The organism is Clostridium chauvoei (assembly GCF_002327185.1).
Taxonomy (GTDB): domain Bacteria; phylum Bacillota; class Clostridia; order Clostridiales; family Clostridiaceae; genus Clostridium; species Clostridium chauvoei.
Map to the genome: position 1 here is coordinate 1116779 of NZ_CP018624.1, position 15004 is coordinate 1131782.

At 27.1% G+C, this 15004-nt stretch carries 18 protein-coding genes and 1 riboswitch; of the genes, 17 read left to right on the forward strand and 1 reads right to left on the reverse strand.

What is annotated here, in order from left to right:
• Positions 1 to 137 precede the first annotated feature (137 nt).
• From BTM21_RS05290 to BTM21_RS05315, 7 genes are all read left to right on the forward strand, one after another.
• Positions 138 to 1079 carry a hypothetical protein gene (locus BTM21_RS05290; protein ID WP_079481376.1) on the forward strand — a complete coding sequence of 314 codons (942 nt, stop codon included), beginning with the start codon at positions 138 to 140 and terminating at the stop codon, positions 1077 to 1079.
• A gap of 87 nt (positions 1080 to 1166) precedes the next feature.
• Positions 1167 to 1691: a FliH/SctL family protein gene (locus BTM21_RS05295; protein ID WP_079481375.1), complete on the forward strand. Its 525-nt coding sequence runs from the start codon at positions 1167 to 1169 to the stop codon at positions 1689 to 1691.
• A 239-nt stretch (positions 1692 to 1930) separates the two neighbouring features.
• Complete coding sequence (locus BTM21_RS13660) at positions 1931 to 2098, forward strand: hypothetical protein (protein WP_021875751.1); 168 nt, start codon at positions 1931 to 1933, stop codon at positions 2096 to 2098.
• An 82-nt stretch (positions 2099 to 2180) separates the two neighbouring features.
• Positions 2181 to 2393 (forward strand): hypothetical protein, encoded by a 213-nt coding sequence (locus BTM21_RS05300; protein WP_021875750.1) that lies wholly within the window; start codon positions 2181 to 2183, stop codon positions 2391 to 2393.
• A gap of 192 nt (positions 2394 to 2585) precedes the next feature.
• Positions 2586 to 4664: a nitrate reductase gene (locus BTM21_RS05305; protein WP_021875749.1), complete on the forward strand. Its 2079-nt coding sequence runs from the start codon at positions 2586 to 2588 to the stop codon at positions 4662 to 4664.
• Between the two features lie 12 nt (positions 4665 to 4676).
• Positions 4677 to 5090, forward strand: a complete 414-nt coding sequence (locus tag BTM21_RS05310; protein ID WP_096145367.1) for a 4Fe-4S dicluster domain-containing protein — start codon at positions 4677 to 4679, stop codon at positions 5088 to 5090.
• Positions 5090 to 6316, forward strand: a complete 1227-nt coding sequence (locus BTM21_RS05315) for an NAD(P)/FAD-dependent oxidoreductase (RefSeq protein WP_021875747.1) — start codon at positions 5090 to 5092, stop codon at positions 6314 to 6316. The genes BTM21_RS05310 and BTM21_RS05315 overlap by 1 nt, the downstream gene beginning before the upstream one ends.
• A gap of 62 nt (positions 6317 to 6378) precedes the next feature.
• On the opposite strand, the gene BTM21_RS05320 is transcribed toward BTM21_RS05315, so the two are convergent.
• On the reverse strand, positions 6379 to 7338 hold the full coding sequence (locus BTM21_RS05320; RefSeq protein WP_021875746.1) for a TDT family transporter: 960 nt from the start codon (positions 7336 to 7338) through the stop codon (positions 6379 to 6381).
• Positions 7339 to 7541: 203 nt separating this feature from the next.
• Between BTM21_RS05320 and mobB the strand changes: the two genes are divergently transcribed.
• The 10 genes from mobB (at position 7542) to BTM21_RS05370 (ending at position 14959) form a co-directional block, all read left to right on the forward strand.
• A complete protein-coding gene (gene mobB / locus BTM21_RS05325) occupies positions 7542 to 8033 on the forward strand; it encodes a molybdopterin-guanine dinucleotide biosynthesis protein B (RefSeq protein WP_079481374.1) in 492 nt (163 codons plus the stop codon).
• A gap of 9 nt (positions 8034 to 8042) precedes the next feature.
• Positions 8043 to 8177, forward strand: a riboswitch (molybdenum cofactor riboswitch).
• Between the two features lie 94 nt (positions 8178 to 8271).
• Positions 8272 to 9471, forward strand: coding sequence for a molybdopterin molybdotransferase MoeA (locus tag BTM21_RS05330; RefSeq protein ID WP_021875744.1), 1200 nt, complete (start codon positions 8272 to 8274; stop codon positions 9469 to 9471).
• 16 nt (positions 9472 to 9487) lie between these two features.
• A complete protein-coding gene (locus BTM21_RS05335) occupies positions 9488 to 10048 on the forward strand; it encodes a molybdenum cofactor guanylyltransferase (protein ID WP_079481373.1) in 561 nt (186 codons plus the stop codon).
• Positions 10048 to 10539 carry a MogA/MoaB family molybdenum cofactor biosynthesis protein gene (locus BTM21_RS05340; protein WP_021875742.1) on the forward strand — a complete coding sequence of 164 codons (492 nt, stop codon included), beginning with the start codon at positions 10048 to 10050 and terminating at the stop codon, positions 10537 to 10539. Before BTM21_RS05335 ends, BTM21_RS05340 begins: the two co-directional genes overlap by 1 nt.
• Entirely contained in the window at positions 10524 to 11297 is a 774-nt protein-coding gene (gene modA, locus BTM21_RS05345) for a molybdate ABC transporter substrate-binding protein (RefSeq protein ID WP_079481372.1), read from the forward strand. Before BTM21_RS05340 ends, modA begins: the two co-directional genes overlap by 16 nt.
• Before the next feature lie 8 nt (positions 11298 to 11305).
• The gene (gene modB / locus BTM21_RS05350; protein ID WP_021875740.1) at positions 11306 to 11962 is read left to right on the forward strand and encodes a molybdate ABC transporter permease subunit; all 657 of its coding nucleotides are present in this window, start codon (positions 11306 to 11308) and stop codon (positions 11960 to 11962) included.
• A 23-nt stretch (positions 11963 to 11985) separates the two neighbouring features.
• Positions 11986 to 13002 (forward strand): molybdopterin-binding protein, encoded by a 1017-nt coding sequence (locus BTM21_RS05355; protein ID WP_021875739.1) that lies wholly within the window; start codon positions 11986 to 11988, stop codon positions 13000 to 13002.
• Between the two features lie 17 nt (positions 13003 to 13019).
• The gene (gene moaC / locus BTM21_RS05360; protein WP_021875738.1) at positions 13020 to 13496 is read left to right on the forward strand and encodes a cyclic pyranopterin monophosphate synthase MoaC; all 477 of its coding nucleotides are present in this window, start codon (positions 13020 to 13022) and stop codon (positions 13494 to 13496) included.
• A 40-nt stretch (positions 13497 to 13536) separates the two neighbouring features.
• Positions 13537 to 14508, forward strand: coding sequence for a GTP 3',8-cyclase MoaA (moaA, locus tag BTM21_RS05365; protein WP_021875737.1), 972 nt, complete (start codon positions 13537 to 13539; stop codon positions 14506 to 14508).
• 4 nt (positions 14509 to 14512) lie between these two features.
• Positions 14513 to 14959, forward strand: a complete 447-nt coding sequence (locus BTM21_RS05370; RefSeq protein WP_021875736.1) for an MOSC domain-containing protein — start codon at positions 14513 to 14515, stop codon at positions 14957 to 14959.
• The last annotated feature ends 45 nt before the right edge of the window (positions 14960 to 15004 follow it).

Here is a 15004-nt window from a genome sequence, read left to right on the forward strand (position 1 = left end):
AAGAAACTTATTTAATTAACCTAAAGAAACTGTTAATTAAATAAGTTTCTTTTTAATAGTGTCATTTTAAAATACATTATTAAATATAATATATTGGAATGACTATAGAGTTTCTTAAAAGGGGAAAGGGGGACAGCATGGAAGAGAATCTATTAGATCTCTTTATCTATATTGATGAAGGATTAATTAAAAATATGAATGCATTAGCATTAAATGGATATATAGATATAAGAACAGTTACTAATATAAAAGATAGAACTTTATCAGGAAATGTAAATTTCTCTAATAGAGACGTATATGGAAATAATGAAAAAGATGGTATTGATAAAGTAGAAGGATATAAAACAAAACGTTATTCTTTAGATGATAATTATCAAAATACTAAAGGATCAGATGCTGGAGTAGAAGGTAAAGAGTATGATAGAATTCAAGAACAATTTCAAAGAATAAATACTACTTTTTTATTACATAATCAATTAGTTAGCTCTTTATATAATAATAATAGTATTAGATTAATAGAAAAAAATAATATAATTGAAGAACAACTAAGGGAAGGAGAGATTTTAGAAGTAGAAGGTGAAATTACTACCTTATCTATAGTTCCATATTTAAATACATTAATTAATGTACTTAATTGTTATGGTACTGAAAATCTAAACAATTTATTAAAGGATTCTAATCTTAAGGAGTTAAACTATACAACAATAGTTAAATTGTTGGAATGTATGAAAAATTGTGTTACGGAAAGTGGTACTGAGGAAATGATTTTATCCAATGGAGAAAGTTATTTAATTTTAGTTGTTAACAGCACATATTTTTTAAGTTCTAAAGCATGTATGTATGATTTTATGAATTGTCCATGTAGAGTAATTGGCAAAACTATGAAGGTTTGTTGCGGTAATGAAAAATTAAGTTTATTTAGGAAATCATCCCAAGAAAAATATTATGAAACTTTATTAGAATCAATGAATCCATATTTTGAACTTTTAAATAAAAATGGAATACTGTTGCCAGAAAAACCTAATATAATTATACATGGAAAAGCAACAGTTATGTTACCTATGAGTATTTGCGTATAGCATAAATTTAATTGTTATTAATGTCAAAAATACACACTTGGCATATTATGTTAGTAAAGAAATTAGATTAACTAAGGAGGAGTTTTAATGTGTAACTGCAGTTCAAATAATGGATGTAATAATGTTGCAATAAATAGTAATTGTAGCAATGCTTATAGAATGGGATATAATAGGGGATATTGTTGTGGTAATGAGGAAGGATATAAAGCTGGCTATTTAGATGGTGAAAAAGCTGGATGTCAAAAAGGATATGTTAAAGGATTAAAAGTTGGATGTCAAAAAGGATATCAAAAAGGATATAAAGATGGTGCTGAAAAGGCTTATCAAAAGGGATATGAAAATGGTTATAAAGCAGGATGTCAAAATGGATATCAACAAGGATATAAAGATGGGAAAGAAGCTGGAATAAGAGAAGGCTATAAAAAAGGTAAGGCAGTAGGATATAAAGAGGGAAAAGTAGTAGGATGTAAAGAAGGATATAAGAAAGGTTATAGTGATGGATATAAGGCTGGATTAAATGCTGGTCAAAATAATGGTTGTGATAGTGTTTTAGATAATAATGATTGTGACAATAATAGTTGCAATTTATGGAGTGAAGAAGATTATTGCTAGAAATTATTTTTACAACTTAAATTAAACTAAAATAAAAGAAAGCTTTAAAATGATATGTTATTTTTATAGTAGACAATTTAAATAATAAAATTGTAACTATTAGATGAAAGATATCAAAAAGAGCTTTCTTTTTATTTATAAAATCAAATATTATCACCTATATAGCATATTTTTATAATTTAAAGAATAGATACTATTAAGAGCATAAAAAAGGACAGAAAATATACAGAGGTGATATTATGAACAAAGATAAAATAAAGGAGCTGTATGTAAAGACATTTCATAACTCTAATGATAGTTTATCATTAGATAAAATGGAAAAAGAATTAATTGACTATTATAATGCAGCTGGTTTTGATATTGCTACATTAGAGAAATTAATGGATAGTATAGATCAAGAGCAATAAAAAGTAATAAGGGAACTTTATTTAAATTGTTCCCTTGAAGTTTAATTTCCCAGAGTATATATTTTTATGGAGGTGTATATTTGTGGAAAAAAGAAGGGATCCTAAAAAATTTAAAGAGGTATTTTTAAGTGTAAGAAAAATTATAGCATTATTAGTTACAATAGTATTTTGCTATCTTAGTATTATAGGTAGAATAAGTTCATCAGAATTCATTCCTGTATTTAGTATGATTATAGGGTATTATTTTGGAAAATCTACAGCTTTAGATACTAATATATCAGAAAAAATAGATTAAATATAAAAATTTAAGCCCAATGTAAATAGACTTACATTGGGTTTTTTATATAAAAAACTATATTATAGATTGTTAATAATGTGACAATTATCACGGTTGATTTTATATGGAAATGATAAAATATTTAATGTATAGGATTAAATAATAGTCATAATACTAGATATAAATATAAAAGACTGGAGATGTTATTATATGAAAAAAATACAATCTACTTGTAATTTTTGTGCTTTAGCATGTAATGTGGATTTTTACGTAGAAGATGGGGAAATTAAAAAGATAGCACCAACAGAGCACTATCCTGTAAATAAAGGATTTTGTTGTATAAAAGGCTTAAATTTAGATAAGCAACAAACAAAAATAAAAGCAAGAAAAAGACCTCTTATAAGAAATGAAAAGGGCGAAATGGAAGAGGTTTCATGGGAAAAGGGCTTTGATATATTTGCAACAAAGATGACTGATATTCAAGAAAAATATGGGAAAGAAAGCGTAGCCTTTATTAGTACAGGACAAATGACAACTGAAGATATGGCTCTTTTAGGACACGTTGGCAGAAGTTATATGGGAATAAATGGGGATGGAAACACTAGACTTTGTATGGCTACTTCAGTAGTTGCACATAAGCAAAGTTTTGGCTTTGATGCTCCACCATATACATTAAAAGATGCAGAACTATCAGATACTATTATTTTTATTGGTGCAAATCCTGTTATAGCACATCCTGTATTTTGGGGAAGAGTTAAAAATAATAAAGAAGCTAAAATAATAACTATAGATCCAAGAAAATCAGAAACAGCTTTAAATTCAGATATATGGATAGATATAAAACCTAAGGCTGACTTAGTGTTACTTTATACTTTAGCAAACATATTAATTGAAAAAGGTTGGATTGACACTAACTATATTGAAAATTATACAGAAGGCTTTGAAGATTTTAAAAATCATGTTAGTAAGTTTACCTTAGAATCTGTTGAAGAAGAAACTGGAATATCAAAAGATAGAGTTTTAGAGTTAGCTAAGATTATTCATGAAGGAAAAAAAGTATCATTTTGGTGGACAATGGGAGTAAACCAAGGATATGAGGCTGTTAGAACAGCACAATCAATAATAAATCTTGCAATAATGACTGGGAATATAGGAAGAGAAGGAACTGGTGCAAATTCATTAACTGGACAATGTAATGCAATGGGTTCAAGAGCTTTTAGTAATACTGCAGGGCTTTATGGTGGTGGAGAATACGATAATGCAGTAAGAAGAAAAGCTGTAGCAGAAGCATTAGAAATGGATGAAAGCTTATTACCATCAAAGCCAACATTACCATATAACATGATTATAGAAAAAGTAAAATCAGGAGAGATTAAAGGTTTATGGGTAGTATGTACAAACCCAAGACATTCATGGACAAACAATGAAGAATTTGAGGAAGCTGTTAAGAACTTAGACTTTTTTGTAGTTCAAGATATATATGAAGATACAGATAGTGCTAAACTTTGTGATTTATACTTACCATCAGTACCAGCTATTAAAAAACAAGGGGTATTAATAAACACAGAAAGACGTTTATCATTAGTTTCTCCAGTTTTAGAAAAAGAAGAAGGAGAATTAACAGATTACGAAATATTCCTTGGAATTGGTAGAGCTTTAGGAATGGGAAGTTTATTAGATAATTGGAAGACTCCAAAGGATGCTTTTGAACTTCTAAAAAAATGTTCAAAAGGAATGCCTTGTGATATTACAGGAGTAACATATGAATCTCTTGAAAATTCTAAAGGAATTCAATGGCCTTTTAGAGAGGGAGAAAGTCTTAAAGAAGATGAAAGAAGACTGTTTGAAGACAATAAATATTATACACCATCTAAGAAGGCTAAATTTGTATTTGAAGATATAGCAGAATCTCCAATAAAGGTAAGTAAAGAATTCCCTTATATATTTAACTCAGGTAGAGGCACTGTAGGACAATGGCACACGCAAACAAGAACAAGAGAGATGGATGTAGTTTCTAATATTTCTTCAAAGGAAGCATATGTTTATATAAATAAAGAACTTGCGAAGGATTTAAATATATTACCTAATGAAATAATTAGAATAAAATCTTCAAATGGAGTAGCAAAAGAATTTATAGCAAAGATTACTGAAAATGTTAAAAAAGATCATCTTTATGCACCAATTCATTATATAGAAACTAATGCATTGACACCTTCAATATTTGACCCATATTCAAAGGAACCATCATATAAAACTGTTACAGTAAATATTGAAAAATTAAATGATTAAGGAGCTATTAGGATGAAAAGAATAAAAATAGATAGAAAAAAATGTGTTGGATGCTTAACATGCACTACGGCTTGTATTGTATCACATGAATCAACAGAAACTAGAAGTAGAATAACTATAGATAGCAATTCAAAGTACTCACCAATTTTTTGCAGACATTGTGATAAACCAGAATGTGTTTATACGTGTATGACAGGAGCTATGAGTAAAGATAGAGAAACAGGTCTTGTAAACTATGATAAAAATAAATGTGCTAGTTGTTATATGTGTATAATGGCATGTCCATATGGAGTTTTAAAAGCAGATAGAGAGAAGCATAAAGAGATTATGAAATGTTATATGTGTATGAATACAAAAGAAGAAACTCCTCAATGTGTAGAAAAGTGTCCTATGTCAGCAATTACATTAGAGGAGGTAGAAGAATAATGAGATATATCGTTATAGGAGCTTCAGCAGCAGGAATAAGTGGAGCTAAAACTTTAAGAGAGTTAGATAGAAGTGCAGAAATAATTTTAGTATCAAAGGATACAAATGTATATTCAAGATGTATATTGCATCATTATATTTCTGATCATAGAAATATTGAACAATTAAATTTTACAGATGAAGATTTTTTCACTGAAAATAATATAAATTGGATTAAAGGTGTAGAGGTTGTTTCAGTAAATGAAGATAAACAAACTATATTACTTTCAAATGATGAAGTTTTAGAATATGACAAGCTTTTAATAGCAAGTGGAGCATCGGCATTTATACCTCCAATTGAAAATTTAAGAGAAGCTAATAAAGTAGTAGTACTTAGAAATTTAGATGATGCAATCTTTATAAAAAATGAAATAAAAGACATAAAAAATGTAGTAGTACTAGGGGCTGGACTAGTAGGGATAGATGCAATCAGTGGTTTATTAAACTATGATTTAAATATTTCATTAGTAGAAATGGGTGATAAAATTCTTCCATTACAATTAGATAAATATACTTCAAAAGTTTATGAGGATAAATTTGTAGAAAATAGAGTTAACTTAAAACTTAATGTTAAAGCTGAGAAATTAATATTAGATGAAAATAAAAATCCAAAAGCGTTATTGCTAAATACAGGAGAGGAAGTTCCTTGTGACTTAGTAATTGTTGCAACTGGTGTAAGATCAAATGTTAAGTTCATAGAAGATACGAAAATAGCTACAGACAAATTTGGATTAATTATAAATGAAAAAGGTGAAACTAATATAGGAAATATATATGGTGCAGGGGATGTAACAGGAAGAAATCCTATATGGCCTACAGCGGTAAAAGAAGGAATAATAGCTGCCAATAATATTATAGGAAATGAATTAATAATGACAGACTTTTTTGGAAGTAAAAACACTATGAATTTTGTTGGAATTGCTACAATGTCTATTGGATTAACAGATGCGCCAGATGATACATACAAAGTAGAAATTGAAATAGATGAAAATAATTATAAAAAAATAATCCATAAAGATGGAAAAATATATGGAAGTATAATTCAAGGGGATTTATCTTATGCAGGAGTTTTAACACAACTTATTAAGGCAAATATAGATATTTCTAGAGTGAAAAAGAATATTTTTGACATAGATTATTCAGACTTCTTTAATATAGAAGAAAATCTTGAATACAGTTATAAATAATATTTTTTGCTAAATTAAAAAGGTTATAAAGTAATTTACTTTATAACCTTAAATATGTATTTTTAATTTTCTTCTTTAAATATGTTAGTAAATAATCTTATGAAGTTATAAATAACAAATAAGATTCCAGCACAAGCTAATATAAGTTGTAATGATCCAAATTCTTTTAAGATCATTGAAAATGTGCTTTGTCCAATGTCATTCATCAAAGTACTTACTTTAAAAGTACCAAGAGTTGATATTGCAAGTGGGAATGTTATTCCAGCAAATGATGGTGTAAACTTCATTCTAAATATTTTTGGTAATCTAGTGTACATATATATACAACATAAGATTACTATAAAGTATAAAAATAATGTTAAGTAAACATTTGGTTGTTTAAATAGTGTTAAATAAGCAACTAAGCAAAGACTAGGTGGAGCAGCCATTATACAAAGAGTTGGATATGGTAACTCAGCAACAGGCTTTGTAGCTAATCTATGAATCATAAATGGTAGTATTACAAAATACGCTATAAATGAAAAATAGAATATTACTTTAGTTATTGTTGGTGATTTCATAGCAGGACTAGTTATTACAGCTACTATTATTCCAACAAAAGGTACGAAATAAGGCGGTAAGAATTTATGTATTTCTAATTTTTTTATTAAGTTATTATAAGTAAAGATTATAAGTACTATTACGTTAAGGCATATAGCAAATAACCATAAGGATTTTCCTAATATGAAATTATATTTAACGTAGTAAGCTGCCATTAACATAATTGACATACAAAATGTAGGATAAATGCTTCCTAAAACTGTATCATCAAGTTCTGTAAGTACTTGTTTAGGATGAAATATTAATTTTAAAAAACCAGCTAAGATAATTACTGTACCTATAGCAACTACTAGATGTCTAAAGGAATTAAACCCTAGTATGGCAAATACGTTACTTAGTGTTAAAGCACTTAATAGTGTAGCCATTACACCTATAGGTAAATTTTTAAGTTTTTCTTTAAATATTATTCTTTTGTTTGACAATTTTTTAACCCTCCTATGAGTAAAATTATAAGTTAATTATACAGGAAAAAAAATAAAATTCAAGCATTAAATTGAAAAAATACAAATAAAATACAAAATTTACTTATAAAGGTATAAAATATGTCGATTATAGGATATAATATTCAAGTTAATTGAATTTAATAATTAAATAAAATATAATGATAAAAAACATAAGGAGAAATATGAGTAAAGTAATTAATATAATAGGGGTTGGATCAAACGTTGGAAAAACTATATTAATGGAAGGATTAATAAAGGAGATTAAGGCTAGAGGTTTTAGTGTTGGAACAATAAAACACGATGTTCATAATTTTGATATAGATAAAAAAGGAAAAGATACATATAGACATCGAGAAGCTGGATCAGAAACTGTTATTATATCTTCTAAAAATAGATTAGCAGTAATAAAAGAAATTAAAGAAGAGGCTACTTTAGATAAGTTGATTGAAATAGCAAAAGATAAAGACTTTATTTTAATAGAGGGATATAAAAACAGTAATCTTAGAAAAATAGAAGTTTTTAGAGAAGATATAACTGCTGAAATAATAACACCAAAAGAAAAACTTATAGCTATAGCAAGCAATGTAAAACTAAGTTATTTTGATATACCGGTTATAAAGAAAGATAATTTTAAAGAGTTAGTAGACTTAATTGAGAAAGAAGAAGAGTATTAAAAAATAATAAATTTTAAATTTTCTGGAGCATAATTGACCTAAAGAATATTTCCATGGTTATTATGCCTGAATTATATAATTCACAAGGTTTTGTTTGAAAAAACATAGCCTCCACAATTTGGGAAGGAAAATAGGCAAAGATATGGAATAAATCTATACCTTAAAATAAGCTTATTACTTATACCCAAATATAAGTAATAAGCTTATTTTAAATTACAAGAAGGGAAAAATTTAAGTTATGGAAAAATTTATTACACTAGAAAGAGCTATAGATATTTTAGATAATAATGTACTTAACTTGAATACAGAGGTTATTTCCTTAATGGAATCTGTTAATAGAGTAGTAAAAAATAATATATATTCACCTATAAATAATCCACCCTTTAACAAATCAGCTATGGATGGATATGCCATAAAGCTTTCAAGCTTAGAAAATACTAGATATAGAGTAATAGATAAGATATATGCAGGAGAATATTATAAAAAAGAACTAAAAGATTTAGAAGCTATAAAAATAATGACGGGAGCTCCTATTCCTAAAGGAGCAAATGCGGTAATAAAACAAGAGGATGTTGTTGTTTGTAAAGATTTTATAGAAATAAATAAGTCAGTAAAACAAAATGACAATATATGTTTTAAAGGAGAAGATATTAAAGAAAATCAGCTTCTAGTATCTAAAAATAAAAAATTAAACTATGCAGATATAGGTATATTAGCAAGTGCTGGTATTAGTAAAATAGAAGTTTATAAGAAACCTAAAATAGCAATTATAAGTACAGGTGATGAAGTTTTAGATATAACAGAAAAGTTAGAATTAGGGAAAATATATAATAGTAATAAATATAGCATAATGGCAAGGGTACAAGAGTTAGGTTATGATATATCTAAAATAAATCATATAAAAGATGGAGTTTTAGATATAGCTAAAGAATTAAAAGAAATATCTAAAGAAATGGATTTAATCATAACAACAGGTGGAGTTTCTGTTGGAGAAAAAGATTTACTTAATGATTCTATAGAAGAAAGCAAAGGTACAAGACTATTTTGGAAAATAAAAATCAAACCAGGTTCAGCAGTTTTATGTAGTAAATTAAATAATTCTTTAATAATAAGTTTATCGGGGAATCCAACAGCAGCATTAACTACTTTTGAACTTTTAGTAAGACCAACTTTAGATAAATTAAGTGGAGAGAAAAGAGTTTATATAAAAAGAGAGAAAGCAATACTTTATGATGATATAAATAAAAAAAGTCCTCAAAGAAGATTTGTAAGAGGAAACTTATTAACAGATGAAAATGGGCAAGTAGTTAAAATAACTCAAATAAAAAGTGGAAATGGTATTTTAAGCTCAACTTTAAATTCAAATTGTATAGTTGAAATAGAAGCAGGAAGTATTGGCGTTAAAAAAGGTGAGATAGTAAACATAATAAAACTTTAAAAGAGAGGTATTTTTAATGATTAATAAGACATTGGTCATTCTAGCTGGAGGAAAAAGTAGTAGAATGAATTATAATAACAAGGCCTTTCTTAAATTTAGAGAAAAAACCTTTATAGAAAATATAATTGAAAGTGGAAAAGACTTTAAAGAAATAATAATCGTTGCTAATAATAAAGAAGTTTATAAAAATTTTAATGTAAGGGTTATAGAAGATATATATAAAGAAAAAGGACCTCTTGGGGGAATACATTCTGCATTAAAAAATTCTAAAACAAAATACTGTTTATGTGTTGCATGTGATATGCCCCTTTTAAGCAGAGAGCTTTTAAAAAAGCTTGGAAGTATAGAGGGAGATTATGAAGTTTTAATACCTAAAATAAATGATAAACTTCAACCGTTATGTGCTATTTATTCTAAAAATATAGTTAATAGTTTAGAAGAAAATTTAAAGAAGGATGAAAATAAGTTACAAAGTATAATTTTAGGTTTAAATTATAAAATTATAGAGGGATTATTAGAAAAGGAGTTTTCTAATATTAATACACCAGAAGAATATAGAACTTTGGAGGAAAAGTAATGTATAGTGTTGGAATAATAACAAGTAGTGACAAAGGTTATAAAGGAGAAAGAGAAGATAAAAGTGGAGAGATTATAAAAAAAATATTAAAAGAAAATGGATTTGAAATTAAAAAATATATAGTTCTTCCAGATGATAAGGAAATGCTGGCTAATGAATTTATATACATGAGTGATGACTTAAAATTAAATTTAATTTTAAGTACAGGAGGAACTGGATTTTCAAAACGTGATATTACTCCAGAGGCTACAAAGCTTGTTATTGATAGAGAAGCTCCTGGGATTTGTGAAGCTATTAGATGGTATAGCTTAAATATTACTAAAAGAGCAATGCTTTCAAGAGCTGTTTCAGGTATAAGAAAAGATACATTGATAGTAAACTTGCCAGGAAGCCCTAAAGCCTGCAAAGAAGCATTAGACTTTGTATTAGATGATATTAAACATGGAATAGATATTTTATTAGGAGAGGTTAAAGAATGTGCAAGAAAGTAACTAAGATATTAATAATTTTGTTTTCAATTGGAATTTTATTAACAGGATGCAATAGTAAAGATGTAAATGAAGAGAGTAAGGAAATTACTATTAGTATAGCAGCTAGTTTAAAGGAACCTATGGAAAAATTGAAAAAAGAATATGAGCAAAAAAATAATGTAAAAATAAATTTAAATGCAGCAGGTTCAGGAACATTAAAAAAACAAATAGAAGAAGGTGCCAAGGTAGATATATTCTTTTCAGCAAACGAGAAATACGTAGATCAATTAATAAATAAAGGGTTAGTCTTAAAGGAAGATAAGATAAATCCAATAAAGAATTCTTTAGTATTAATAAAGAATAAAGAATCTAATTATAACATAAGTAATTTACAAGAATTAGCAAATATAGATGGGAAAATAGCTATAGGGGAATGGAATACAGTTCCAGCTGGGGAATATACAAAAGAAGCTTTAGAAAATTTAAATATATTTAATGATATAAAGGAAAAGCTTGTTTTAGGAAAAGACGTTAAAGTAGTAAAAACTTATGTTGAAAATGGAGATGTTGATTATGGGTTCATTTATAAAAGTGATGCTTTAGATTTAAAATCAAGTAATGTTGTTTTAGAAATTCCAAATAATCTTCACAAGGAAATTTTATATTCATTAGTAGCAATAAATTCATCTAGTAATAAAGAAGAATCAAAAAAGATAATTGATTTTATAACATCAAATAAGGGAAAAGAAGTATTTAATGAATTTGGATTTAGCATGTAGGAGTATTTATGATAAAAGAAGCAATATTTATTTCTACTAAGGTGGTAACAATTTCAGTATTTATAACACTAATAATATCAATAGCTTCTTTAAGATTTATTTTAAAGAAGAATACTAAGATAAGAAAGCTTATTGAAACAATAATAATATTACCAATGTTTATACCACCCTCTGCCATTGGATATTTAATTTTACTTATATGTGGCAAAAATGGACCTATAGGAAAGATGGTTAAATATGTATTTAATACATCTATAATATTTACTATTTCTGCAGCTATAATAGCTTCAATTATAGTAACAATTCCTATCATGTATCAAAGTATAAAAACTTCTATTTTATCTGTAGATAAAGAAGTAAAAGAAGCTGCAATGATATGTGGTGCTAATAATTTTCAAATTTTTACTAGGATAATTTTACCGCTTTCCAAAAGAGGAATATTAACAGGAATACTATTATCCTTTGCAAGAGCTTTTGGTGAGTTTGGTGCCACAATCTTAGTAGCAGGTAATATACAAGGAAAGACTCAAACTATACCTATGGCGATGTATTACGCAATTGAAAATAATAATACTAAAGAGGCAATTGAAATATTAATAATAGTATTTATAGTTGCTATATCGTTAATGAGTCTACACAACTATTTGATAAAAAAGTATGATTAACTAAAATTTAGGATGTGATATAAATGAAAATGATAAAAGTTCAAGATGCTATAGGAACTATACTTTCTCATGATGTAACTCAAATAATACCTGGAAAATTCAAAGGAAGAGCTTTTAAAAAAGGACATATTATAAAGGAAGAAGATATAGAAAAATTATTATCAATAGGAAAAGATCACGTTTATGTTTGGGAACCTAAAGAAGGTGAATTACATGAAAATGATGCCGCTAAAAGATTAGTTAATTTAATTAAAGGCGAAGGTATAGCCTTATCAGAAGAAGTTAAAGAAGGCAAGATTGACTTTTTTGCAGATAAAAAAGGTCTTTTAAAAGTAGATAAGGAAAGCTTATTTAAATTAAATTCTTTAGGAGAAATAATAGTTTCAACTATACAAGATAACACTCCAATAAAAAAAGGTGAAAAGATAGCAGCAACAAGAGTTATTCCTTTAATAATAGATGAAAAGAAAATAATACAAGCAGAAAATTTAATAGAAGAACCTATACTATCTATAAAGGAGTACAAAACAAAAAAAGTAACATTAATAACTACAGGAAATGAAGTATATCATGGAAGAATAAAAGATGCCTTTTTACCTGTAATTGAAAGTAAACTAAAGGAATATGGAAATAGTATAGTTAAACAGGTAATATTACCTGATGATAAAGAAAAAATTACAGAAGAGATAAAAAAAGCTATAAGTTGTAAATCAGATCTTATTATATGTACAGGTGGTATGTCTGTTGATCCAGATGATGTTACTCCTACAGCTATTAAAGAATGTGGAGCAGATTTAATTACATACGGATCACCAGTACTTCCAGGAGCTATGTTTTTATTAGCTTATAAAGGAGATTTACCGATATTAGGTGTACCAAGCTGTGCTATGTATTCTAAAAGGACAGTATTAGATTTAGTTTTACCAAGAATTCTTATAGATGAAAAATTAACTTTAGAAGATATAGTCCAATATGGACATGGGGGATTATGTTTAGATTGTAAAGTATGTACATTCCCACATTGTTCATTTGGAAAGTAGAAATATTAGGAGGAATTATGGAAAAAATTTTAACTCATTTCGATGAAAGTGGAAATGCGAGAATGGTAGATGTTTCAGATAAAGATAAAACAAAGAGAGTAGCTATAGCTGTTTCAAAAATAAAAGTTAGTAAAGAAACATTAAAACTTATAGAAAAAGGGGAAATTGGAAAAGGTGATGTTTTAGGAGTAGCAAGAGTAGCAGGAATAATGTCTAGTAAACAAACTTCAAACTTAATCCCAATGTGTCATCCACTTATGATATCAAGTTGTGATATAGAATTCAATATAGATAAAGAAGAAAGTTGTATAAATATAAAAGCTACAGTTAAGATTTTTGATAAAACAGGAGTTGAAATGGAAGCTTTAACAGCTGCAACAATTACTGCCCTTACTATTTATGACATGTGCAAGGCTGTAGATAAGAGAATGATTATAGAGGATACCCATTTATTAAAGAAAACAGGAGGAAAAAGTGGCGAGTTTAATTATTAAGTATAAAGCTTAAAAATTAAATAGTGTAACTAAATAAAGTATGAAGGATAGATTTGGGAGAAACATAGATTATTTAAGAATATCAGTAACAGATAATTGTAACTTAAGATGCATCTATTGCATGAAGGAAAAAAACAATAAGTTTTTAAAGTTAGAAGAGAAACTTACAGATGACGAAATTTATAAAATAGTATATGAATTCTCAAAGCTTGGAATTAAAAAAATAAGAATTACAGGAGGAGAGCCATTAGTTAGAAAAAATATATTAAATTTAATAGAAAATTTAAATAATATAAATGGTATAGAAGAAATATATATAACAACTAATGGAATACTTCTTTTAGATTATGTAGAAATATTAGCTAAAAATGGAGTAAAAGGAGTAAACATAAGTTTAGATTCTTTAAAGGATTATAAATTTAAAGATATAACACGAGGTGGAGATTTAAATAAAGTTTTAAAGGCTATAGATAAGTGTATAGAATGTGGAATAAAGGTTAAGCTCAATACCGTAATAATAGATGAAATAAATAAGGATGAAGTTTTAGATTTTATAGCTTTAACAATTAAAAAGCCTATTGATGTAAGGTTTATAGAACTTATGCCAATAGGAGAAGGTAAAAACTTTAAACCCATAACTAATAGAGAAATATTAGATATAATAAAGAAAAAATACATAGACTTAAAGGAAATAAAAAGAGAAGGAAGTTCTGGTCCTGCAAAATATATAAAAGTAAATAATTCATTAGGGAAAATAGGTTTTATAAGTGCTATGAGTAATTGCTTCTGTAGTGAATGTAATAGAATAAGAATAACTTCAGATGGATTTTTAAAACAGTGTCTACATTGGAATTATGGAGTAGATTTGAAAGAATTATTAAGAAGTGGAATAACAGAAGAAAAATTACAAAAAGTTATAAAAGATAATATTTATAATAAACCTGAAAAACATTTGTTTAATGAAGATACTAAGGATGAAGAATTAAGATTTATGAATGAAATTGGAGGATAATACGATGAATAAATTAATTGCCATATGTACAAGTGAAAAAAAGGGAACGGCTAAAATAATGGTTAATGAAGCAAATGTTATAGAGGATTTTGGAATAGAAGGAGATGCACATGCAGGAAAATGGCATAGACAAGTAAGTTTATTAGCATTAGAAAAAATAGAAGATTTTAGATTAAAAGGAGCAAACGTAGACTTTGGAGCTTTTGGGGAGAACCTAGTTGTTGAAGGAATAGAGCTTAATAAACTTCCAATAGGACAAAGAATTAAAATTGGAGAAGTAGAATTAGAAGTAACTCAAATAGGGAAAAAGTGTCATGATAAATGTGCAATATTTTATCAAGTAGGAGAATGTATTATGCCTACTAATGGAATATTTACAAAAGTAATAAAAGGCGGAAAAATCAAAGTAGGAGAAGAGTGTACTCTTTTAGACTCAGGAATAATCCTTTAAAAAACCACCTTAGAGATATGTATATATTTCTAAGGTGGTTTTTAT

Excerpts from the sequence above, each read along its gene's own strand:
- BTM21_RS05370 (WP_021875736.1), top strand. The coding sequence starts at position 14,513 with ATGAATAAATTAATTGCCATATGTACAAGTGAAAAAAAGGGAACGGCT.
- modB (WP_021875740.1), top strand. The coding sequence starts at position 11,306 with ATGATAAAAGAAGCAATATTTATTTCTACTAAGGTGGTAACAATTTCA.
- BTM21_RS05340 (WP_021875742.1), top strand. The coding sequence starts at position 10,048 with ATGTATAGTGTTGGAATAATAACAAGTAGTGACAAAGGTTATAAAGGA.
- BTM21_RS05295 (WP_079481375.1), top strand. The coding sequence starts at position 1,167 with ATGTGTAACTGCAGTTCAAATAATGGATGTAATAATGTTGCAATAAAT.
- BTM21_RS13660 (WP_021875751.1), top strand. The coding sequence starts at position 1,931 with ATGAACAAAGATAAAATAAAGGAGCTGTATGTAAAGACATTTCATAAC.
- BTM21_RS05290 (WP_079481376.1), top strand. The coding sequence starts at position 138 with ATGGAAGAGAATCTATTAGATCTCTTTATCTATATTGATGAAGGATTA.
- modA (WP_079481372.1), top strand. The coding sequence starts at position 10,524 with ATGTGCAAGAAAGTAACTAAGATATTAATAATTTTGTTTTCAATTGGA.
- BTM21_RS05315 (WP_021875747.1), top strand. The coding sequence starts at position 5,090 with ATGAGATATATCGTTATAGGAGCTTCAGCAGCAGGAATAAGTGGAGCT.
- moaC (WP_021875738.1), top strand. The coding sequence starts at position 13,020 with ATGGAAAAAATTTTAACTCATTTCGATGAAAGTGGAAATGCGAGAATG.
- BTM21_RS05355 (WP_021875739.1), top strand. The coding sequence starts at position 11,986 with ATGAAAATGATAAAAGTTCAAGATGCTATAGGAACTATACTTTCTCAT.
- moaA (WP_021875737.1), top strand. The coding sequence starts at position 13,537 with ATGAAGGATAGATTTGGGAGAAACATAGATTATTTAAGAATATCAGTA.
- BTM21_RS05310 (WP_096145367.1), top strand. The coding sequence starts at position 4,677 with ATGAAAAGAATAAAAATAGATAGAAAAAAATGTGTTGGATGCTTAACA.
- BTM21_RS05335 (WP_079481373.1), top strand. The coding sequence starts at position 9,488 with ATGATTAATAAGACATTGGTCATTCTAGCTGGAGGAAAAAGTAGTAGA.
- BTM21_RS05305 (WP_021875749.1), top strand. The coding sequence starts at position 2,586 with ATGAAAAAAATACAATCTACTTGTAATTTTTGTGCTTTAGCATGTAAT.
- mobB (WP_079481374.1), top strand. The coding sequence starts at position 7,542 with ATGAGTAAAGTAATTAATATAATAGGGGTTGGATCAAACGTTGGAAAA.
- BTM21_RS05330 (WP_021875744.1), top strand. The coding sequence starts at position 8,272 with ATGGAAAAATTTATTACACTAGAAAGAGCTATAGATATTTTAGATAAT.